Below are 23,204 nucleotides of genomic sequence, written 5' to 3' on the forward strand. Positions count from 1 at the left end.
ATTGAGGTCAGTTATTAACCCTCCAATCAGGAAGGTAAGATCATTCATCGTCATTACTATTGCGTACCTATAGTTTTCATTGACTTGGCCAATTGGACTCCGCGTTTGGACGGAAACCAGCACGCAGTTGGTGAACGCTCTGCAAATAGAACCAACACCATTCCGGCCGATTGGCAATTCTGGACAATCGTCCGATGCTTCGCCGATGAGAGCGTCATGCGATAGTTGAAGACGAACTATTCAGCGAATTGGGCCAGACCCACCATAGGTTGATCTGCAAGTTGAAAATGATTGCAGTACCGGATTAATCGTAAATTGAGCCGAGCGCCGGCCCGAAGCTGTAGTGCGCGGAGACTGCTGCCGCATGTCACTGGCCCGATGATCATCGGCACTTATGGGAAGGAGAGCACGTCGACTGAGTTCGTAAACTGCTGAATCCCAATCGATCCAGCTCACCCAGACCGAATCAGACGTTGACAGGCCGGGCACTCACCGCATCCATGGGCAGGTTCCGAAACATCGAATCGGTTGGATGTAACTCGGCTCGGCTCAATTCCGCCGAGACCAGCGGATGCGCTGTAACGAGAACGGGCCCCCGAGCATTGCTCGGGGGCCCGTCAGCGCGGACGCTGGTGTAACAAAGGTCAGTACTTGACCCGTTCAGTTGACTGTCGACGGCGCCCGCACTTCGCTGAGTGCCCTGGCACCGACTGAACTTTCCGCAGCTACATCAGCCACAACAGGATCGGAGTCGTAGTAGTACTTGTACTCGTAAACGCCGCGACCGTTCAGCGGAGTCATCGTGATGACAGTGCCGAGAATCGTTGCACCTACGCTGTGGAGGTTGCCCACCGCCCTGCTCAACTGTTCCCTCTTCGTCGAACCATGACGAGCAATAACGAGAGCGCCGTCAGCCAGAGCAGACAGAACTGCAGCATCCGTAACCGGAAGCAGCGGCGAGGCGTCGATGATGACGTAGTCGAACCTTCGGCGCAGATCGGCAAAGACCGCATGAGCCGTGTCGGTCCCCAGCAATTCGCTCGGGTTCGGAGGAATCGGGCCCGAGGCAAGAACCGTCAGGTCCGCATTGCTCGTCACTTGAAGCACATCGTCCAGGTCTGCTTGCCCGGCCAGGACCGAACTCAGGCCGACACTTCCGATTAGTCCGAGGTACTTCGAAACACGCGGCTTGCGAAGGTCGCCTTCAACGAGACATACCTTCTTGCCCGCCTCGGCCAGCACGAGTGCAATGTTGACGGCGGTCGTAGTCTTGCCCTCCGAGGGAAGAGAACTCGTGACGACGATGACGCTCGGGGGGCGATCCACGGCCAAGAACTGCAGATTGGTTCGTAGTTCACGGTATGCCTCGGCACTGGCGGAGTTGCCCTCGTGGAAGTTGATCGCTTGATGAACTTCACGTTCCTTGTCGAACGGAATGGTTCCCACCATCGCAGCACCAACGATGTCTTCGACTGTCTTGCGTTCTTTGACAGTGTTGTCCAAGCGGTCACGCAACACGGCCAGACCGATCCCCAGCAGTAGACCGATCACTGCTCCGAGAGCGACGTTCCTCGTGGTTTTCGGAGATACCGGTTCTACCGGGGTTTGGGCTCGCTGCTCGACAACTACGCGCGCAGGCGCAGTGCCGCCGTTAACGGGCGTGCTCAGATCCTTGACCATGAAGACAAATTCGTCCGAGAGCGCATTGGCGATATCGCGGGCCAACTCTGGCGACGTATCTTGCACGCTCAGGTCGAGAAGTACCGTATCCGGTGCCGATGTGGCCGTCACCTTCGATGAAAGCTCCGCGGCAGAAAGGCCTCCGAGGCGATCTGGTCCCACTGAATCGATTGTTCGCTGGGCGAGCGTCTCCCCGGTGAGGAGTCTCGCGTACGAAGTGACCAACTGTTGCGAGAGCTGATTGCCTTGGAATGCCTCGTTCACAGTCGTTCCGGTCGAAGTAGACACGAACAGGCGAGTAGACGCCTTGTACACCGGCGTGGCAATCAACGAGGCACCTAATGCACCCAAGATCACGACCACAGTAACGACAGCGACTATCTTCCACCGTGCCTGCAAAGTCTTCAGGTAGTCCCGTACATCCATCGTCGAATCTCCTTCGGCTCGAATACGTATCGCGCATCCGAGCAGTAATCACCGGCCGTCGGTCGAGCCACTACCCCCGCTCTTGTCTGAACAGGACAGCCATCCGTATTGACGTTCTTCCACGTATCGCGGCAACAAGCTGGCGGAGTAAAGACACGACGATCCCATTGAACGGAAGACAATGCAGGGTGAGAACAACTCACTCCTCGCCCTCACCGGCCCGGTCTGTCAGGTCTTGAACTGCGGCTGATCCCGTGAATCCAAGGGAGCGAACACCACGAAGGGCCGAACTGAACCTTACTGTCTCATCACACTTTTCACCACTCCAACCACCGTATACACCCCGCGGCTTCGCATCTCGTCGCACCGATGATCAACGTAGGCCACTCATCACGCGCTGCGCTCGGGACCTAAGTCCGACAACGAATGTCAACGATGAATCCACAACACCCGAAGGGAACGTCCGAGACATGACGCTTATCTCATCCGATCAGTGCGTCGAATCGACAATCAGCGAGGGAATCGTCGACCACCGCGGTGCGGTGGGTTGCAAACGGTGCACTCGCCGGCAGTTGCCGTTCGACACCACACGAATGCCGATGCGTTACTGGATATCCGATCGGAATCTCCGGTGACGACTGGACAATCAACCAACAGACCTTGGTCCCGACTTTCCAAACAGAGTTGAGGTTCGAGCCGATTGAACTGAGCCCTAGGGTCGTCCGAGCCCTCGGTAGGTCCACCCGGCATCTCGCCAGATTGCCGGTTCGAGACAATTCCGCCCGTCGATGACAACCTTCTTTCGAACAATGTCGTCGAGATCCGATGGCAGCAACTTACGAAACTCCGCCCATTCCGTCAAGATCAGGACGACATCTGCACCCGCGCAGGCTTCCTCCGTGTTCGCCGAATAGGTCAACGTCGGAAATAACGATCGAGAATTTCCCATCGCCTTCGGGTCGTACACGCTGACAGCCGCACCTTGAAGTTGAATCTGGCCGGCGACATTCAAGGCCGGTGAGTCTCGAACATCGTCGGAGTCCGGCTTGAACGCAGCTCCCAGCACAGCTACTCGGGCTCCCAACAACGATCCACAAGCCTCGCGCGCCAACTCGACCATCCGTGTCCGACGACGCATGTTGATGTTGTCTACCTCGCGCAAGAATGTGAGAGCTTGATCTGCACCCAATTCGCCTGCACGCGCCATGAATGCGCGAATGTCCTTGGGTAGGCAACCGCCGCCGAAACCGATTCCGGCGTTGAGGAATTTTCGACCGATTCTCTCGTCGTGCCCGATTGCGTCCGCCAGTACCGTCACGTCGGCACCCGATGCTTCGCATACTTCCGAAATCGCATTGATGAACGAGATCTTGGTTGCCAGAAATGCATTGGCTGACGCTTTCACCAACTCCGACGTTGCAAGATCCGTGACGACAAAGGGCGTACCCTCGTCCAGGATCTTCCCGTAGACCTCGCGAGCGACGGATTCGGCACGCCCCGGGCGGTTGCGGTCCACGCCCAGTACCAATCGGTCCGGGTGCAGGGTGTCCTTGACTGCAAATCCTTCTCGGAGAAATTCCGGGTTCCAAGCCACCTCGACGTCCTGACCAGCCGGTGACAATTCTCGTGCTCGGACACCAAGCCTCTCCGCGGTGCCGACCGGTACGGTGGATTTTCCGAAAATCACGGCAGGCCGCGTCAGTAGCGGTGCGAGACTGTCGACGACAGAATCGACGAACCGCATGTCCGCCGCGAATTCCCCCTTCTTCTGAGGAGTACCCACACCGAGAAAGTGAATGTCGGCAAATTCTGCGGCCTCTTCGTACGACGATGTGAATCGGAGACGACCTGCCGCGATATTGCGCCGCAGCACCTCCTCGAGGCCTGGTTCGTAGAAGGGAACTTCTCCGGCTTCGAGCATGGCAAGCTTGCTCGGGTCGACGTCGACGCCAAGGACTTCGTGGCCCAACTCGGCCATGCACGCCGCATGGGTCGCCCCGAGATAACCGGTACCGAATACAGTCATCCGGCGCGAAATCGATTCAGTCGGGCGGAGCTCAGTCATTGAAAACCTTTCGGTCGAAGTTCATGTGGACGAGGTCGTCGGGGCATCCACTCCCGTGTGGCCGAGTACTCCGTTTTCGGAGGTCGTTGAACGGCACTGTCAACCGACCACCTTTCTGCACGTGTCCACCAGTGCATTCAAGTCCGAACGCACCGACTTGGAAGTCAGGGCAACAACTCCCACGAAGACGACACAGACCATTCCCGCAAGTGCGAGCGCTACGAAACTCGGAACCTGTTGAAAAAGGGTGAGAGAAAGTGAGGCGACGCCGAACATCGCACCGAAGAGCATCATCGGCCGCACAGCGCTTCGGACCAAGGGCCCTGTCCCGATTCCGATCCGTGGAATGGCGACAAACGAGTAGATCAGCCAGACTGCAACAAAGCCGACGCTGCTCCCGATCGCCGTGCCCAAGCTTCCGAAGATCGCACCGACACAGACTGCAACGATCATCAATCCGCGCCCCACAAGGCTGTACCGAAGGTGCACATCGACTCGGCCAGTGGAAAGGAACACCCAGTAATAGATGTATGACAAAGCTTGAAATGCACCACCTACAGCGAGGATCCGGAAGATCGGTGCCGCAGCATCCCAACCACTTCCGAGCACGAGATCCATCAACGGGTTCGCCACGGCTGCCGCGTAGGCAAACGCACCGAGCATGACGTAACACAGTACGGTCTGAGCTCGGACCAGATATGCCATATAGACAGCAGGATCGGTAATTCGCGAAAGCACCGGCAACGCAACACGTGTCATCGGCGTGGCCAATTGCGCAATCGGTATCTTGAAGAGCTGATATGCCCGATCGTAAACACCGACTTCGGTGCTGCCGTGCAGTTTTCCGAGTGCAACGGAATCCGCGTTCGCACTCGAGTAGGTGACCAATTGCGTCAGCATGGTGTTGGTCCCGAACGACAGCAAGGACCGCATGTCTGCATTGCGTGTCGGGCGATTCGGAATCCAGCGCAGCAGCAACGCGGAACTGCCCAGGAGTACCGTCGAAACGATGATTTGCTGAGCAACGAGTGACCAAACTCCGTAGTGCAACAGGGCAAGCGGAATCGTTACGGCCAACGCGATCCCCTGCGCGGCAATTTCGGTCACCGTCAGTTTCACGAACTTCAAATTCCGGGTCAGATCCGCTCGCAACTGTACGGTGAGCCCGTTCAGCACGAAGATCACCGATACCGCCCTGACAATGTCGGAAAGCCCGTCGACGTCGTAGAACCGGTCGAACAATGGCGCTGCGGCGAAGACCAGGAGCGTCAGCAGCAATCCTATTGCCGTGTTGATCCAGAAGAGATTCGAACGCTGACTCTCCGATATCTCCGACGCTTGTACGGAGGCAAGGGAAAGCCCGAAATCGCCGATCACCGTTGCAGCTCCGACCACCGCCATGACCATCGCCATCTTGCCGAAGTCGTCCGGGCTCAGGACCCTCGCAAGTACGGCGATCGAGGTGAACTGAATGAGAAACTTGACCCATTGTCCCCCCAACGTGATTGCGGAGCCGCGTGCAGCGGTTGTACCCAATCCCACCGCGTGCGCCTACTTTCCGAAGAGATCGTGGGGAAACGCTTCGCGAAGCGGTCCGTCATTCCACGCCAGGCCCGGCGCGCCACCCATTGAAATAGCAGCTTTCACAGTTGGTGCGGTGGACAATTCGCGGCCGGTGCCGAGGTAGTAGTCCGCATACTTGAATTCCGCTTCCGAACCTGAGGGAATCAATCGCGCTGGAACGCCCAGCGCGTCGGCAACGATCACGGCGTGAAGCGAACTGCCGACGACGAGTCGACTGCTCGCAATAGTTCGGAGGCAAGTCTGCAAATCCTCGGTTGGGTCGAGAACCGACGGTGTGTCGAACCACCGCGGCAGGTCGTTCAGATTCGGAACGACTACGACGTCGCGCGAAGGGTTCTTCGTGAGTTCGACAAGATCAGGAAAGACGGAAGGAATGAGCAATCCCGGGTCGCCGTACGTAGGCGGAGTGTGAATTCCCCGCATTTCCAGGAACTCACGCGAAAGCGGTCCACGAACTGCCCGGACGTCGAGCGCATCGAAGCGATACTCGTCCGGAGTTATCTTGCCGTTGACCCCCGTTCCCCAGATGCAGTCTCCAGTTCTCGCCATGTGCATGATGGACCCGACCGCCAGCAGCCGCTGGTCGCGTTTGCTGCGCGCCCGTCTGGCACTCTGCTTCGACATCCATGCGACCACGACCGGACCTAGAAGGTCGCCGAAGTTGTTGATTCGTCGCCCGATTCGCAGCTTTCGCGAAATACCTGGGATCACGACTTGGTTCCTGGGATTCCAGTTGACAACCTCGACCTCAGACATTCGCGACCCTAGTCGAGGGAACATGAGGAATCGTCTCGTCGAGCACCGCGCGGACGGCAAGCGCCCACTCCCTCGTCGCGCGGATGTCATGATTGCGAGCGCTTTCTGCAACAACAGCGCGGTCCGCCTCGCTTGCGCGGACAGCACAATCAGCGAGCATCTTCGTGTCTCCGGTATCTGCGAGGCTGTCGGTGGAAAGAGTTTCCAGGAGAACGTCCGATGTGAAGGCGGCCACGGGCAATCCCACTGTGAGTGCCATCAAGATGGTTCCGGATGCAGTGACATCCCGGTATGGCGCCACCAACACGGATGAGGACTCCATGTATCGGCGTACGTCCACATCCGACATATGTGTAGACGGTTCGGCCAGAACATCGATGTTCTCGGATCGACGGAGAAGGTCGTTCTCCCCAGATGTCAGCCTTCCGATTGCACACTGCAGCCTGATGTTCAGATGCGCCAGATCCTCCGCCAGCTTCGGCAACACGTCGAATCCCTTGTCTGCGCGAGCACTTCCGAGATAGAGGGCTGCCGACGAACTATCTCGAGGAAGGCGCATCGCTCCTTCCGTGGACTCCGACCACGCAAGGTAGGCGGGGTGCGCGGCGACCAGGACGTTCGCATACTCTCCGACTCCCGCACGGAGCGAAGAGTCGTGAACCAACAAGCCGCTCGCGCCCGAACGAATGGAACGGATGATCGGGTGATCGTCCGCATCGTCCCGACTCTTGACGGGATTGTGCACTACTACGAGCGTCCGGCATCCCGAAAACTGAAGCCCACGAATGATTCGTCGTTCCAATTCGGAATTCATCCAACAGACCACAACGAGTGGCCGTCGAACGATTCCGTATACGACAAATGCCGCAAGCCCCGCCAGGTACTGCACCAGCACCCAGATGTTGCGAGAGCCTGCTGCAGGCGGAGGGAGCAGACCGACGGATCTGACCAGATCGTGAGTGATCCCCTGACCGCGCCGGCCGAAGCGAAGCACCGACTCATGCGTATCCGCAATCACTCGGGCGACTTCCACCCCGTAGGGATTGAAGGGATTGGGATCCCACACCACGATTTTCCGACTCACGACGCCACCCGCTGACGAAGTCGCTTCCCGAACTCGACCGCACCGTAGAGCGAGACGATCAGTGCCGCCGGATGAACACGGGCCTTCGAAAGCCCGGATGCTGCGTACACGATTCCCTGTCCGTCGCCGGCAGCCAGTGCAGATCTCAGTATTTGCGTGGCGATGAAGTCGCCCCTCGCCGTCTTCCCCAACGACGATGCGTGCTTGTCGTAGAACGGGACGCTTCGCCTCCAATTCCGCACAGTCGAAATTGAACTCTTGCTGGCCTGCTGGACGTGAACGAGAGGCTCGTCCACATACGACACCTTCTCGCCTACTTCTTCCTCGAGCCGAACCACCAGGTCCCAATCCTGATGCTTGGAAAGTGATTCGTCCCAGGCGACGTGCTGGGCGAGTCGACGAGTCAGCATGATCGAACTCGACTGCACGTATCCGTGCCCGTGCCGCAACCCAGGCCGCAAGACCAGGTAGTCGCCCATCGACGAGCCCGCACCGTACCGAGTGATCGGAAGAGTACGCACTGTGTTTCCTGAGTGGAAGTAGGTTGCGGTGTAGGAGAACTCGGTTGATTGTCGAGTCATACTGGCGATCTGCTTCTCGATCTTGGTTGCTTCCCACCAGTCGTCGTCGTCGAGAAACGCGACGAAGCGTCCGGAAGCCGCTGCGACTCCCATGTTTCTTCCCACTGCTGCACCTCGACCGCCCCCGGTGGTCAGCACGATGTCCGCACCGGTTGCAGTGCCACCCTCGTCCATGGCGGTATCCAGCACGACGATGATTTCGATATCGCGGTGCGTCTGGTTCCGAACACTCTCGATCGTGCGAACCAGTTCACTCCGCCCCAGCGACGGAATTACGACGGTGACCAGTTGGTCGTTTACTCCATCGGTCACAGAATTCCTCGTCTCTCGAACTGAAACTCGACAGTCACACGCATCAGCTTGAAAGGCTCCACCAGATACCTCGACGCAAGCCTCTTCGGGTCCGAAGCCAGCCTCCACAGCCATTCGATACCCAACTTGCCTGTCCACCGAGGAGCCAGGCGCTGCTGTCCGGACAGTTGATCTATGGCCCCGCCTACAGTTGCAAAAACGGCGGTGGGCAATGCATCCCAGTGATCGAGCAAGAACTCTTCTTGGATCGGCATACCCAATCCGATCAATACGAGATCTGGTCGAAATGTGCGCAGGGACTCGAAGCCTTCGGAAATCAGCGCTTCCTTGCCCGCGTATCCGCTCCACCCTCGAACTTCGCCATGCTCCGCCATTCTTGAAATCGCATCCACAGCAGATGAATTGGAACTCGGGCTGGCACCGATGACCGCGATACGAATCCCATCGTCGATGTCACCGACCAGCGGAATCCAGTCCGTCGAACCACAGCGTTGCGACACGCTCAGCGACGGTTGTTGTCTCCGAAATCTGCGAATTGCCAAGGCCGCCAGTATCGGCATCCCGTCGATCAGAGTCAGATCCGAACTGGAATAGAGACTGCGAAACTTTTCATTCGTGAGGTGGAGATACGTGCTGTGCAGATTATGGTTCAGCAAGACCTTCTTTTCACCCTGATTGTTCCTGATCCATTCGATGACATCATCGGGCGCACAGGGTTTCACGCGTATTCCCCACAGATCGATGGTATCCATTCAACTGACCCGCCCATAGTTGTTCTTGCCCGACATAGTCAAAGAATCCTGCGTACTCAGAACAACGGCGACGACCATCCAGAACATCATCGCCACCGACCCGCTACTGAAATGCGAATGAAAGGAAGAAATGACGAGAATCCCGACGAGTGCGATTCCGATTGTGCGAAAACTGGTGACGCCCAGTAGGTCCGAGGCCGTCCATACCTTACGGACGGCGTAGACGAGAAGTGCCACCTCCAGCACAGCCAACACAACACCACTGGCAACAGCCGTTCTCATCCACTCGGATTCAGGAGACGGCCATCGCAACGTCGAAGGTGCCGTCCCTGTGGAAATGCGGTTGTAGACATTCGCCCCGTGCCCGAACAGCGGACTGTCCAGGATGGCCGGGACGGTCTCGTTATTCCAGATCCCGACGCGGTATCTGATGGTCTCTGGAATCCAGGGAGGGAGACCATCTTTGGACGGGCTGCTCAGTTGCGAGGTCAGTCGATCGCCAACTTGCTCGTCGAACAGCAAATATGCCGCGCCCCCGATACTGACCAGAGAGAGAAGGCCGATGAATCGAATCTTGACCTGCACTGCCGTGTAGAGCATCGTCACGATCGCGACCAAGATCGGCGCAAACGTGAATGTCGACACTTGAGCGACGAAGAGGATGCCAACGCCGAGAACCAAAGGCTTGGGGATCAGCTGCGAACCCGATTTCTCTACAATCAGATAACAGCCGATGGCGATTGCGATGGCCAGGTATCCACCCAGCGCCGTCCAGTGGCCAAGGGTGCTCGTGGCGCGCAATGGCCATCCGAGATCAAGCCTGCCCTGCAATCCCGGTGCAATGGTGAATCTCACCAGAAGTTCGCTGACCTGACGGCCGCCGAGCATCTGGGAGATTCCCAGCACTGCAACCGGAATCGCTGCAATGAACACGCCCTGGAGCACACGGAGACCGTCGTTTGCGCTCGTCACGACCAGTCGGCACGCGAAGTACACAGCAAGCACACCGACCAGGTTCAGGATCGTCGACAGCGAAAAGGCGGCGTCCGAATAGGTTACGTCGAAATACTCGACCAACGCGATGGCCGTCACGTACAGCAGGAGGAATGCATCCAACGCCCGCAAGCGAAACCGAACCATGCTTCCCCGCGGCGATGCCAGGCATGCAATGACCAGAGCCAGCGCTGCGACTGGCAGTGATGCATTGACCGTCGAGGGCAGGCCAGGCAGAGAAACTCCGGTAAGAGCCGCGGCAGCACCGGCAACGATGCCTACCCAGGAGGCGCTCGACATCTTCCGGCTGTGATCGTTCGTCGATTCGCTCGGAGCGCGAAGCGCCGACGCGCCAGTCATTTCGTTGCGGGCATCGGTAAGCGGGAAACTAGTAGGCGCCGTCACTGGCCAATACCGCTTTCAACGTTTTGCCGACGATCAAGACATCACCCATGAGCGACCAGTTGTCGACGTACGAAAGATCCAGTCGTACAGTCTCTTCCCAAGAAAGGTCCGAGCGCCCACTGACCTGCCACAGCCCTGTGATCCCCGGCTTGACAAGAAGTCGGCGACTGACAGTTCCGTCGTAGGCCTCGACCTCGCGACGCAGCGGCGGCCTGGGGCCGACAACGCTCATCTCGCGCCGAAGAACATTGACGAACTGGGGCAGCTCGTCAATCGAGTAACGGCGCAAGAAGCGCCCGACCGGTGTAACGCGCGGGTCGTCGCGCATCTTGAAGAGCACACCCGCGCCGTCGTTCTGGGCCATCAACGATGCCACCTGCGAGTCTGCGTTCTGGACCATCGAACGGAACTTGAGCATCGGGAACGGTTTCCCGTCCAGCCCCATTCGTTCCGCTCGATACAACACCGGGCCCGGGCTCGAGATCTTGACCGCCACAGCTGCCACCAGGAGAACAGGTGCGATGGCGACCAAGATAAGCGAAGCAAAAATCACATCGAACGATGATTTCGCAAAGCGTTGCGCACCATGATATTTCGGACGCTCGACGCGTATCAGAGGCTGACCAGCCACCGGCCGCATCGACAGGCGCGGCCCCGACACATCGACGATGCTGGGCGCAACGACCAGATCTACGTCCCGCGATTCCAGATCCCAGGCGAGCGCACGGATGCCATCCGAGCCGAGATGCTCGGTTGCCGTCACGGCAACGGTGTCTGCGCCGACAAGTTCCAGCGCTTCGACTACCGATGTCTCACCGCCGAGGAGCGGTATGTCACGCCCGTCGACCGCGATGGACTCGTCCGCGCGCCGAAGGAACCCCGGCACACACACTCCGACCACACGGAAACCGTCTGCGCTACCTCGCTCGAAGTTTCGTGCGAGTTCAGCGCCGGCATCCTTGCTGCCCACCACCAGTACAGATGTGAGGCACTCACCACGAGTACGCCTCCGCACGATCACCCCGCGCCAGAGCCAACGGCTCAATAGCAGCGCGAGAAGGCCGACAGGAAACGCGAATGCAAGGTAAAGCCGGGCGATATCGAGACGGAGCAGAAGGCTTACGATCGCAATGACGCCGAACAATCTCATCGCGGACACCAGGATTCGTCGATACTCCTCCGGACCGCTTCCGATCACACTCGCAGATCTCGTCCTGAATATCTGCAACGTCGCCAGCCACGCGACCACCACACCGATGGACAAACCGGTGTAGCTGAACTGCCCGAGCTCACGAGCGTCGACGGCGGTCGGCGCTGCGCCGAATCGAAGCCACTGAGCGGCCGAAACCGCACCAACGACAATCAGCGAATCCGTCACTGTCAGAGCACGTATGTATCGATGCTGCCACGCTGCACGCGAGGAAAACTCCGCACGGGAGTCCGGCACGATGCGCGGACGCCGATACCCGAGCGACGGCGCCATGGACATGTCCAATGCCGACATCTGACCAACCTTCCCGTTTGCGAGCCGCCAGGCCCCGACCGTTCTTCGGAATTCCGGTTTGCACCCGAAAGCCCCAGGCGCAACTAAAAAGATGGAGAAGAGCAAATGTTCCGCTTAGGTGTCGGCAACGTTGCAACTCGATAATCCGGAGGCATTGCACGTGCCGCGTGAGTACTATGAGAACATCTCGAAGGCCGGAGTTCAATTCGAATAATGTTGCAGGTCAAGACTCTAACCGGCAATTCTTCTTCCCAGCAGACACCCGAAGAATGTTGGACGATCGTTCACGTTCGATCGCCGTAAAGCCACGGTGCCATTTGCGATGTAGTTACCAATTGGTAGCTATAATTCAGCTATTCAGCGAATGCACGGAAACCTCCAGGGCTTAGGTCCCGACGACCGCAATAGCTCACAAAGCGGACATTGCCTCTCACTGCTGACCACAGTTCTTTCGCATGGGTAACTGGACCCACATCCACGCAACCGAGAACCGTCCCTGCACGCTGGGGACCTATGTCCCCGTAGGTCGAATCCGCGGAACTTGATTGAACTTTCTGCAATCCGAAAGTGAATTACCCTTCGATACGGAGTAATTCGGCAGACCGAAAATCTTGTCATGCCATCCGGCCGGCCAAGGCCCGCACTGGGAAGCGAAAAAAAGATTTCAAACTTCCCACTATGTGAGATTCGAGCGCGTGAGACCTCCGGCCGGACTGCTCAGAGACCGGCGCCTCGACGTGGCGAGGGCGATATGTCTTGATCAAGTAATGTCTGCATGTGGCGCCGGACCGACGGCGATGGTCGGCAGTCCCTAGCGGTGCGCAGCCTCGAATCGCACGCAGATGTCGGGTAGCAAGCGAATGGAACTGGAAATGTTGAAGATTCGTGAGATCCGCTCCGAGTCCGGGATCATTCCTCGACTCGCAGTGCGGTGGTTGATGATCGCGCTCGCCACGATCTTTGCATTCTGGCCCACCTGGACCAAGCTTTGGCAGAGCACGGCCAGCGGAACTGCCATCGGCTACGTCTTCGCTCTACCGCTCTTGTGTTTGGTTGCCGCCGTCGGAACAGACTTGAGGCGCGGCCCGGAGCTTCCTATTCACGATCGCGAGACCGACAAGATAGTCGGCTGCATCGGCCTCTTCGTCGCATTGGGACTCCAAGCGCTCCTGCTGCCGCGTTTTGCCGAGACCTACGAATTGATGCATATCGACGTGATCGCAGCGTGGGTATTCGTCTGGAGCGCAGCGGTTCTGATGTTCGGCCTCCGTCCGGTCAACCGGTATTGGGCAATCTGGGTGGTCCCGGTCATCTTGGCGCCGCTACATTACCGCGCCATCGCGACCGAAATGGGCGGGACCCGTTTCGACTACAGCGTCCTCATGGTGCTGGTCGCGTCTGCCGCGACCACGATCGCCGTCAGTAGAACGTGGAGGCGAGGGGCGATCGCCTTTGTCGCCGCAACGGTGCTCGGTGTGGTGGTTCTCTACGTCACGATTCAGAAGTATCCCACTGCTCCGCTTTTCGCCGTGCAGTTGTTTCCGGCGCTCGGAACCGCAATCGTCGTCGGTGGCGCCTTCTATCTGTACGAACGCCGGGGAAAGTCGCTCAAACCGTTCGATCGACCACTCCGAAAGCCTTCGACAGCCACGAGCAACTGGACCATCCTTGCGGTGTTTGCCGCCGCAGTGCTGATGTTCTTCACACCGCTGCCACCGACAAGTTTGACCGTCAACGTCGGTCCGCCTCCGGCTACGGCCGATCCTCGACTTGTCGTTCCACTGGGCTGGCATCAGATTGCAGCATCCGAATACGACTGGCCCCGTCGGTACTTCGGCAGCACCTCCGAACTGAGCCGTCAGACAATTCGGGCCGACACTCCGAATCCCGCTTGGGACGCGCAGATGCGGCCTCGCACGGTACAGCTTGACGTCGTCCAGGCCCGGCGGCCCTCCACGCTCGCCGTGTACCCCAGCAAGACCACCTACGACCTGGAGAACGCGAGAGTCAGCCCGACGGTCACGGTGGAGTTGCCGCACGGGATCGTCGCCGAGATGTACACGATCGTCGACGACGCTCTCCTTCTCACATGGAGCAATCTCAATTTCGTCTGGACGCGGGGCGACGGAGCCGCGCAGCGAGTCAGCCTGATCAGCGTCGACAATCACGACCCCGACGCCTACTTCCCCGAACCGAAGCCGTCGATGGCGTCCAACGGTAGCAATACCCTCGCCGTTCTACTGCGTGGTGAAACCTCGACCGAAGACACCGAATCCGAGTACAAGGACCTGGACATGCTCGAAGCACTCGCTCGACTACTCGTGGAGGCTCAGACGTGGTGAACGAAAACCGAAGCCAGTCCAACAGTGTTGTGGTCAGCGGCGACCCGGATACAGCGGAGTACCGCGAGGCCGCCCTGCACGATGCAGTGAACGGTCTACGCGAGCGCCATCCGATCTCGTCCGCCTCCGTGGCCTTCTATCCGTGGCAGCGAAATACGTTGTTGGCAGGCTTCGCACTAGTCGTCGTCAGCCTCGTGTTCTTCCTCGTCCCAACTCTCATCGCGCTGACACTGATCTGCACCATTGGATACATCTGGGCGATGGTCGACCGTCTGATCTTGTTCACGAGGGGTCTCGATGCGTCCTCGATCATGACGATCAGTGACGAAGAGGCACTGGCTCTTTCATACGACGACCTTCCCACGTACACCATTCTGGTCCCCGCATACAACGAGCCTGAAGTCGTCGGCGACCTCATCGCAGCCATGCGAGCGATCGATTATCCGGAAGACAAGATGCAAGTCCTTCTCCTATTGGAGGAAGATGACGCCGTCACTATCGAAGCCGCTCTTGCCGCCGGCGTGGACGAGGTCGTCAGCATTCTGAAGGTGCCCGCGGCCGATCCACGAACCAAACCGAAAGCATGCAACTACGGTCTGCATTTCTCGACGGGCGAGATCGTCACGATCTACGACGCCGAGGATTCCCCCGACCCACTCCAATTACGGCGAGTAGTTGCAACTTTCGCGAAACTTCCCGAGAACACTGCTTGTGTTCAGGCCAAACTTGCATTCCACAACGGAACTCAGAACCTGTTGACCGCGTGGTTCACCGCCGATTACGCGCTGTGGTTCAACTTCATCCTCCCTGGATTGATGCGGAGCAATTCACCGATTCCTCTCGGCGGTACCTCGAATCACCTACGACGTAGCGTCCTCGACGAGATCGGTGCGTGGGATCCCTTCAATGTCACGGAGGATGCGGACCTCGGGGTACGGATTGCCGAGAGCGGCTACCGCACCGCGGTGTTGAATTCCACCACGCTCGAAGAAGCCAACAGTGACACGATCAACTGGATCAGACAGCGCTCGCGTTGGTACAAGGGCTATTTGCAGACGTGGCTCGTCCATATGCGCCAACCCGTGAAATTATGGCGAAGATTGGGCCCGATCGGATTTCTCCGCTTCACGATTCTCATGGCCGGCACACCTTTGGTCGCCACTTTGAACATGGTGTTCTGGCTCATCAGTCTGGACTGGATTCTCGGACAACCTGAAGTGATCCACCAGGTCTTCCCCAACTACGTCTATTTCCCCGCGTTGATCTCTCTGGCATTCGGTAACGCCGCTGTTCTCTACATGAACCTCGTGGCGTGCCGAGAAACGCGAAACGCGATGCTCCTCCTCGCCTGCCTGACTGCTCCGTTGTACTGGGTGCTGATGAGCATCGCGGCGATCAAGGGGACCTACCAATTGATTCGCAACCCGTCCTACTGGGAAAAAACCTTCCACGGTCTGAACACGTGACAACGCGATCCTTCACGTTCTACACAGGTGTGAGTTATGTCTACTGGTCCGCCTCACCCACAATTTCACCCGATTTCGGGTTTCAACGGAAAACACACAGCTAGATGGTCGCGGTAAACACACAATCCAGTCACAAAACTTAACTACCGGTACGCGAGAACCGCGGTGATTGGTTGCCGAATGATCACAGATCGGCCGTCGAGCGCCTTAAGTGCCGAGACGGCACTGGCTTACCGGGCAGCACTCAGGCACTATGACCGGTATGAGCGGTTTTTCGGAATGGGTGAAGCATCAACTGGAACTTCGCCAAGAAACAGACGTAGCCGATGCTGCGCGTGCGCTGGGAATACGCCCCTCCGAGCTCGGTCGGTGGCTGTCCGCGAAACGCCCTCCCACGCAGGACACGATCAGAACTGCTTGCCGCGTCTTCGACGTCCACGTACAGGAAATTCTTGTCGCGGCGGGCTACATGACACCCGACGAGTCGGGTCTGGACGACAAGCCGATTTCACTGTCGTCACTCAGCACCCGAGATCTCCTCGATGAACTGGCGAGACGCTCCGCGTCGCATAGCCTCGCAAGTCAGTAGGTCAGCTGCGGATCCGGCTGATCCAGTCGTTCCTTGAGCCAGACTCTCAATTCCGGTCCGTACTCGGTGCGACTGAGCGCATGATCGAGAGAGGCCCGCAAAAATCCGCCCGGGTTTCCCAGATCGTGACGCGTTCCGTGATGGACGACGACATGAACCGGATGCCCCTCTGCAATCAGCAGCGCTATCGCATCCGTCAGTTGCAGCTCGCCACCCTGCCCTGGCGAGATTCGTCTGAGCGCGTCGAACACGGCGCGATCGAGAAGGTAGCGTCCGGCCGCAGCGAGAGTGGATGGAGCATCCGCTGGTGCGGGCTTCTCGACCATGCCGACGACGGCAAGCACATCGGGATCACCGCCCTCCACAGGCGCTTGGACGTCGAATACTCCGTAAGCACCAACACGATCCGGCGCGACGTCGAACGCGCACAACACGGAACCGCCTCGCTCGGCACGCACCTTCGCCATCGCGTCGAGAACACCGCAGGGGTGGACCAGATCGTCCGGAAGCAGCACCGCGAACGAGTCCTCGTCCGCATCCAGCACCGATTCGACAAGACCGACAGCGTGTCCCAATCCCAGCGGAGACTCCTGCACAACCGGCTCCACCGAGATCAGGCCTGGAGCCCGACGCACACGCTCGAGTAGATGATGCTTCCCGCTGGCGGCGAGCTTGCCCTCGAGCACCAGATCCTCGACGAAATGCCCGACGACCGATGCCTTGCCCGGCGCAGTGACGATCACCAGACGTTCCGCGCCTGCTTGCGCCGCTTCGCTTGCGACCAGCTCGATCCCGGGTGTATCGACCACGGGGAGCAACTCTTTCGGAACCGTCTTGGTGGCCGGGAGGAAGCGAGTCCCCATCCCGGCAGCCGGCACCACAGCAGTCTTGAAAGCCCGTTCAGCGCACCCAGTCATCGTTCACCTCTCCGCTCACGCGATGTTTTACACAATTACCGTTACGCGCATGCAGCGATCGTCCCCTCATTCCGACGACCGAAGCTCACACCGCATGTACAGCCTGCGCACAAGGTCTACCGGGCGACCGACGCCGTCGCAAGTTGACCCGAACTCGGAATTCGTTGCGCGCGAGAGCTACACAGCACCCCTCGATGTCACTTCCACGAAGGGCACACGGCACTCCGCGCACTACCCGTTACCGCAGCGAACGGTTGAGATCCTTTTTCGACGTTGACCACGGCGGGACGTAGCAACTGGCCAAAGAGACAGGTACGACACAACTTCCGAACTCAGGACCTCAACCGGACCGTCCCCAGCCGACCCGGACGTAGGTCCTGGAGGCGTCGCATCGATGGTCCCGTGCGACTCCACAAGCCTTCAAGTTCGGTTATCCGCAGGTGAATGCCACTGAATACCATTGGATGCAAACGAAATACGGTCATCACGTCACAACGCCAGGTTCAGGTTGTTATCAGATCGTGACCATACTCCCACTGGGCGGAACTCCTAGTGGACTACCAGCAGTGTCCTAACTTGCCAGTGAAGCGATCACGTCGAAGAGTGGATCGTCGGGCCCGATGTCCATTGTGCACTCGTTCGGCCGCGGATCCGGTACGAAGGCCCACAGGAGAGCTCCGGCCGTGCCGGCCGCCTTCTGCCCCGTCAGCTTCGTCTCGATATTCGTGGCTCGGGTTGCCAATGATTCACAACTGCCCGCCAATTCGCCTGTCTCAGCGACCAACAACGGCTTCGAGACGTTCGTGGCCTGTTCGATGCGACGCGCCAGTCCGTTCCACTGGTCGCCCGGAAGCGGAACCCCGTCTGCTCCGTAGTCGTGATACTGCAGAATGTCGACGAAGTCGGACTCGCTCACGTATTGGTAGTCGTCACCAGCAGTGCCGCACTGACCGCCCCCGACGTATCCGGCCGTGATCGGGGTGTTCGGATCGATCGCCCGAAGTTCGGCGCCTGCCGTGTCGAAGAACTCCCGCAACACCTGCGCGGAATCAGACGGGCACGTTCTTGTCCACCAATTGCAGGCGGCGTCGGTACACAGGCTCGGTTCCGGCTCCCCCACCAATTCCCACGCCGCGACGGAAGGCTCGTTCTTCCAACGGCCGACGGCGGTGTGCATCCAGTCCTGAAAGCTCATGGTGGCTCGACCTGGGATCAGGTTCGCAACCTTCCAGTCGTCGGTGTACCAGTCCCTGGATTTGAACAGCCCGTCATCACACCCGCTGTCCTGTGGTGAGAGCACCGGAATCGTGAACTGGTTGTGTCGCGCCGCAGCGTCGAACACCGCGTCCATCGGTCCGAAATCCATCTGCCCGGACACCTTGTTCACCGCGAGCGCTTGGAAGGCGTTGAAACGCGTGACGGAATTCGGTGGCAGAGAACCGAAGTAGGCATCGAGATCGACCATCGCGCCACAGCCGAAGTTCACCGACCAATCAGTGGCCAGTTGATAAGCATTGAGCCCGGTGGGCCACCACGGCTGTCCGTCGAGTGTCAGTCCGCTCGACGACGCTCCGACCCGAACCGTCTTGGGCGAATCGGCAACCACCGGCGTCGTGAACATTCCTGTCACGACCGCGACGGTTGCAAAGCTGACTACAGCGGCAGCGATACGGCGACGCACTGTGCCACGCACACGCGGACGCGCTTCTTCAGAAGACATCTACAACCATCCACGTCATACGGACAATCCTCCCACACGAATTCCCTCATCGACCCGTTTGACGTTCACCGGTCACGCGATACAAACGCCAGGCCGAAGGGTCCATGCCGCCGTCGTTGGGCACCTCGAGCACCAGTGCTCCCACACCGCCGGCACCGGTGTCGTACATCGTCGGATAACGCCGATTGACCGCGTCCGACACACCGCGACCGGTGTTCGGAACCGACAGGATGTACTCGACGTGATGTTCGGCCGGGTTGTTCAGTACGCGCACGAAGTCCGCATCGGAAGGCACGACGAATTGCCGAGGGTTGTTCGACGACGCCACGACGGCATAGCTCTGCACGGTGTCGAGCAGAACCGACCCCTCCGGCAGAGCCAAGTCGTCCAGGTACCTGGCGATGCGACGCTCGGCCGCAAACGTGCGTAGATTCGTCTGCTCCTCCAGGTTCTGGCGGCCCGGAATGATCGCGCTGGCAATGGAATGCTCGAGCACTGCGATCCGCGCACTACCCATCGCGACAAACGTGACCAGCGTCGACCCGACCAGCAAGCACAGGGAGATCACAAGAGGTAGAGACGGTCCCGCCTGCTCGGGGTACGTCGACACCGAGCGCGACGCAGCAGCCCCTGGTCGACGCGTGATGACCGGCGCTCCGCGAGGAGCGATCAGGACGACCAATACGAAACACAGCGGAATGATCGAAATGTAGAAGCGCAGAAGAGGAAACGTCGATCCCATCAGGTAGAGCAACGTCTGCGCTCCAAGGATGGCGCCGAACAGCACAAGAGGCACCACCACTTCGGTGTCGCGCCGCCGAAGTGCGTAGATGACTGCCAGAACCACGAACACCGGGAGCGCCGGCCCGAGTACGGCCATTTCGGTAATCGAGAACGCAAGGCGGGCAACCGGTGAGTCGGTTCCGGCACCAGCCTGTTCCAGGATGGAACTGTTCCCGTACACCGACGAGAACTGTTGGAACGCTTGACCCGTGATGAGCCAACTGGCAAACGACCACAAGGCGAAGGCAAGGAAACCCGGCATCAGCACGACGGCGCCGTCGAGCGCCGCTGCCCAGAGCCGCAAGCCAGGTCCCGCGCCCTCGCCCCGCTCCTCCGCTGTCGGTTGAAAACGAAGCCAACTCACCACGGTCACCAGCACCACCGCGACAGACAGAGGTGCCAATGCGTCGTATCGAGTGAGGTACGCCAGAGCGAACGCGAGGCCCGCACCGATGAGGTCGTGTACGTCGTCGCTGCGCATCCACCGAATCAGTCGACGTGTCGCCCACAGAACGAAGAAGAGGAACGGAGCTTCGCTCATTCCGCTCGCCGCGTACATGACGATCATCGGATTGACAGCGAACAGCACGGTAAGGACGACGGTGACCCATCGCGGACACCCACGGTCGCGGCTGATCCCGCGTATCTGAATCACCGCGCCAGCCATGAAGGCCGCGGACATCACGACCGCAGTGATGTTCCACCGCAGCAGATCCGGCCACCAGTGACCCATCAGGCCCATCGGAATCTGGACTGCCGCCGTCAACGGGGTGAACACGAATCCGATCGCCGCGAAGTGCGGATCACGGCTGAGCAGCATCGCCGACACCGCGGCGACACGACTGAGCGAATCGGTGAAGATGAACCCGATACCCGCGTTCATCCACACGCCCAACGCGGTGTAGATCGCGAAGAGCACGACGAACATCCGCCATGGCTTCCGGCCCGGTAGATCGTGGACCGCGACGGACAGGGCCGGGCGATCGGTGACGGTCACTGTCCGCGACGCCGAGCCACGAGCACACCACCGACGGCAACAGCGATCAGAACCACGGTCCCGAATCCGATCCAGCCGATCGTGACCGCGCTCAGTCCGGTCTCTTCTTCGGCCGAGGTCGCAGTGCCCAACGGGGCGACGTCGACTCCGACGTCGAACGGCTCACCTCCGCGAGGTGCGACCAGTAGATCGCCGGTCAGTTCTGCGAACCGGTCTTTCCCACCTTCCAACCAGTTGAGCAGACCGTCGGCATCGGCCGCATCACCCTCAGACGTCAGCGCCACTACTTCGTTGTGCGAACCCGAAACCACCTGCAAGGCACCGTATTGTCCACCGAATTCCAGACCCTGCAAGCGCAGGAGTCCTTGATCTGCCGTGTCCATGGGTAGAGCCACCGGAGTGGGCAGCGTCCCGTCCGCTGCGATCAACAACGCCGGCAGCGAACTGGTCGCCGCGTCGCCGAACGGGAGCACGCGCGGTTGCAGCGGCAGATAGCTCAACCGCTGCATCGCGACAACGAGGCGCTGGGCTCGAACGAGATCTGCGAAATCACCGTGACTCAAACCGACATCGAGTGTGGGCAGCATCGACTGAGGCAATGACTGGAATCCTCCAGGCGTCGGCGGGAATCCGGTAGTGGACGTGATGGTGCTGGCCGGATCGACAGTGAGCGAAGAAGGGCTACTGGTGCCGCACTGGAAGTCGCCGGTCACATCCATCGAGACCTCGAACGTCAAGTCGCGACGCAGGAGTTCGTTCGGAACATCGACGCCGATGTCGAAGCGCCCTGTCTCGTTAACCGTCTGCGAGGCGAGTCGTCTATCCCCGAGTGAGATCGACAGTTCTCCGTTACGCGAATTCGGTAGCGGGACATAGGAACCAATCATTCGCACCGAGACATCCTTCATCGGGCGCCCCAGTTGCGACTGACTGAACGGGACGTCGACCTCGATGTGATTGAGACCGGAAGTCGTCAGCGTTCCGAGCTTGAGCTCACCGACGGTGATGGCGTCCTGGGAAATCTGGGCAACCGTGTTGTCCGGTGACGCCAGCGCTCTGCTCGCCGCCCAGTAGCCGTCGAAGTTCGCCGCCAAGAGACTGACCTGAGGAACGAGAGTCTTGTCATCCCCTGAAATCCGCAGCACGGGTGAACCATTCGGCGCCGTCGCGAGATCGATGCCGGCGTCCCCACTGTTACCGAGCACTACAGCTCTCTCGAACAGTCCCGGCTCAGCGGAGGGCAGACTCTGACCGTTCGGCAGCTGCTCCACCACCACGACATCAGGCTGACTTCCGTACTTGTTGACAATCGCTGCACTCAGTTGCAAAGCCGCACTCTGCTGCGCCCCTGACGAACCATCCGTGACGTAGATGGTTGCCTTCCTCAAAATCGGCGGGAAGAAGGTTGCAACAGTTGTGGGCTGCCGCTCTGCACCGTCGTAGGCGACAAAGGCATCCCGGAGCGCGAGGGGCTGGTATCTCGTTCGGTCGTAGCAGCGGTCGTCGACGGGAACGAGGTGAGCGATCATCGACACGGTCACGCTACGGTCGACCACTTCGAGACCTTGCAAGGGAACCGAAATCGGTAACCCGGTCCCGGCCTGCCCGGCGTCGAAGTCGACGCGGCTCACCAATCTGCCGTCCGAAGTCACTTCGAGCCAGCCCCTACTGAAGTCGGTCGGGGCGGTCAGGATTCCGGTCACGGCTGTTGCGGTGAGTCCGTCCGGCACCGGCACGGTCACCAACACTGGTGCGTCATCGGAAGAGAACACGATGTCCGTTCCTCGGCCGAGTTCGGTGAAGGAGATCGGAGTTGTGGCTGCGGCGACCACCGAAGTATCTGCGTCGTCCTCGAAATCCTGGGCCGACGCGACACTGCCGAGAGGAAGCAACAAAGTCACCGCGACAGCCACCGGCATTGCCAGCGCGCGCGTCAGCCAGGTTCGAGAGTGGCCCATCAGCGTGTCTCCTCGACATTTCTTGTTTCCGCGCAATCACCAAACACAAATCACGAGTAGCAATCTCGCCAGTTCGCGACGGTCGCAGGTCCGATCGCACCGTTACGGACAAACGAACCATAACGACCAATTTGTGCGTTTGGCTAATTATCCCGACCGGCGAGACTTTTGTTACGGCGCGTCACATGATTAGCAATCGCTGCCGCTGGGAAGCCGAAAGAAACCGTCCGCAAGCCCGTCAACACGCCTGAACGTCCGTCCAGTCTGGGCGCTTCGGGGGGCGGAGAATT

The 23,204-nt window shown here is 59.4% G+C and carries 16 protein-coding genes; 3 read left to right on the plus strand and 13 right to left on the minus strand.

From position 1 onward, the window contains the following. Positions 1 to 660: 660 nt before the first annotated feature. The 9 genes from EEB12_RS08945 to EEB12_RS08985 form a co-directional block, all read right to left on the minus strand. Positions 661 to 2,106: a polysaccharide biosynthesis tyrosine autokinase gene (locus EEB12_RS08945; protein WP_020906572.1), complete on the minus strand. Its 1,446-nt coding sequence runs from the start codon at positions 2,104 to 2,106 to the stop codon at positions 661 to 663. A gap of 712 nt (positions 2,107 to 2,818) precedes the next feature. Continuing rightward, positions 2,819 to 4,171: a UDP-glucose dehydrogenase family protein gene (locus tag EEB12_RS08950; protein ID WP_020906571.1), complete on the minus strand. Its 1,353-nt coding sequence runs from the start codon at positions 4,169 to 4,171 to the stop codon at positions 2,819 to 2,821. A gap of 99 nt (positions 4,172 to 4,270) precedes the next feature. After that, complete coding sequence (locus EEB12_RS08955; RefSeq protein WP_141487650.1) at positions 4,271 to 5,713, minus strand: lipopolysaccharide biosynthesis protein; 1,443 nt, start codon at positions 5,711 to 5,713, stop codon at positions 4,271 to 4,273. Between the two features lie 9 nt (positions 5,714 to 5,722). Beyond that, positions 5,723 to 6,466, minus strand: a complete 744-nt coding sequence (locus tag EEB12_RS08960; protein ID WP_047890205.1) for a polysaccharide pyruvyl transferase family protein — start codon at positions 6,464 to 6,466, stop codon at positions 5,723 to 5,725. A gap of 37 nt (positions 6,467 to 6,503) precedes the next feature. Further along, positions 6,504 to 7,595: a glycosyltransferase gene (locus EEB12_RS08965; RefSeq protein WP_141487651.1), complete on the minus strand. Its 1,092-nt coding sequence runs from the start codon at positions 7,593 to 7,595 to the stop codon at positions 6,504 to 6,506. Then, the gene (locus EEB12_RS08970; protein ID WP_020906567.1) at positions 7,592 to 8,488 is read right to left on the minus strand and encodes a glycosyltransferase family 2 protein; all 897 of its coding nucleotides are present in this window, start codon (positions 8,486 to 8,488) and stop codon (positions 7,592 to 7,594) included. The genes EEB12_RS08965 and EEB12_RS08970 overlap by 4 nt, the downstream gene beginning before the upstream one ends. Then, positions 8,485 to 9,240, minus strand: a complete 756-nt coding sequence (locus EEB12_RS08975; RefSeq protein WP_020906566.1) for a WecB/TagA/CpsF family glycosyltransferase — start codon at positions 9,238 to 9,240, stop codon at positions 8,485 to 8,487. Before EEB12_RS08975 ends, EEB12_RS08970 begins: the two co-directional genes overlap by 4 nt. Continuing rightward, complete coding sequence (locus EEB12_RS08980; protein WP_020906565.1) at positions 9,241 to 10,533, minus strand: O-antigen ligase family protein; 1,293 nt, start codon at positions 10,531 to 10,533, stop codon at positions 9,241 to 9,243. Positions 10,534 to 10,621: 88 nt separating this feature from the next. Next, the gene (locus EEB12_RS08985) at positions 10,622 to 12,142 is read right to left on the minus strand and encodes a sugar transferase (RefSeq protein WP_020906564.1); all 1,521 of its coding nucleotides are present in this window, start codon (positions 12,140 to 12,142) and stop codon (positions 10,622 to 10,624) included. An 872-nt stretch (positions 12,143 to 13,014) separates the two neighbouring features. On the opposite strand from EEB12_RS08985, the gene EEB12_RS08990 reads away from it, so the two are divergent. The 3 genes from EEB12_RS08990 to EEB12_RS09000 all read left to right on the plus strand — a co-directional run bounded on the left by EEB12_RS08990 (position 13,015) and on the right by EEB12_RS09000 (position 16,539). Continuing rightward, positions 13,015 to 14,484 carry a hypothetical protein gene (locus tag EEB12_RS08990; RefSeq protein WP_258537465.1) on the plus strand — a complete coding sequence of 490 codons (1,470 nt, stop codon included), beginning with the start codon at positions 13,015 to 13,017 and terminating at the stop codon, positions 14,482 to 14,484. Next, on the plus strand, positions 14,478 to 15,950 hold the full coding sequence (locus EEB12_RS08995; RefSeq protein ID WP_141487653.1) for a glycosyltransferase: 1,473 nt from the start codon (positions 14,478 to 14,480) through the stop codon (positions 15,948 to 15,950). The genes EEB12_RS08990 and EEB12_RS08995 overlap by 7 nt, the downstream gene beginning before the upstream one ends. Before the next feature lie 262 nt (positions 15,951 to 16,212). Then, positions 16,213 to 16,539: a helix-turn-helix domain-containing protein gene (locus EEB12_RS09000; protein WP_223258030.1), complete on the plus strand. Its 327-nt coding sequence runs from the start codon at positions 16,213 to 16,215 to the stop codon at positions 16,537 to 16,539. Here the strand turns inward: EEB12_RS09000 and EEB12_RS09005 are convergent. The 4 genes from EEB12_RS09005 to EEB12_RS09020 form a co-directional block, all read right to left on the minus strand. Beyond that, positions 16,533 to 17,456: a UTP--glucose-1-phosphate uridylyltransferase gene (locus EEB12_RS09005; RefSeq protein ID WP_019747444.1), complete on the minus strand. Its 924-nt coding sequence runs from the start codon at positions 17,454 to 17,456 to the stop codon at positions 16,533 to 16,535. The genes EEB12_RS09000 and EEB12_RS09005 overlap by 7 nt on opposite strands. 571 nt (positions 17,457 to 18,027) lie before the next feature. Next, complete coding sequence (locus EEB12_RS09010) at positions 18,028 to 19,176, minus strand: beta-mannosidase (RefSeq protein ID WP_141487654.1); 1,149 nt, start codon at positions 19,174 to 19,176, stop codon at positions 18,028 to 18,030. A gap of 46 nt (positions 19,177 to 19,222) precedes the next feature. Then, on the minus strand, positions 19,223 to 20,956 hold the full coding sequence (locus EEB12_RS09015) for a glycosyltransferase family 39 protein (protein ID WP_046378102.1): 1,734 nt from the start codon (positions 20,954 to 20,956) through the stop codon (positions 19,223 to 19,225). Beyond that, positions 20,953 to 22,914, minus strand: coding sequence for a hypothetical protein (locus EEB12_RS09020; RefSeq protein WP_141487655.1), 1,962 nt, complete (start codon positions 22,912 to 22,914; stop codon positions 20,953 to 20,955). The genes EEB12_RS09015 and EEB12_RS09020 overlap by 4 nt, the downstream gene beginning before the upstream one ends. Between the last annotated feature and the right edge of the window lie 290 nt (positions 22,915 to 23,204).

It is taken from the genome of Rhodococcus sp. WS1, from assembly GCF_003797745.1.
GTDB lineage: Bacteria > Actinomycetota > Actinomycetes > Mycobacteriales > Mycobacteriaceae > Rhodococcus_F > Rhodococcus_F erythropolis.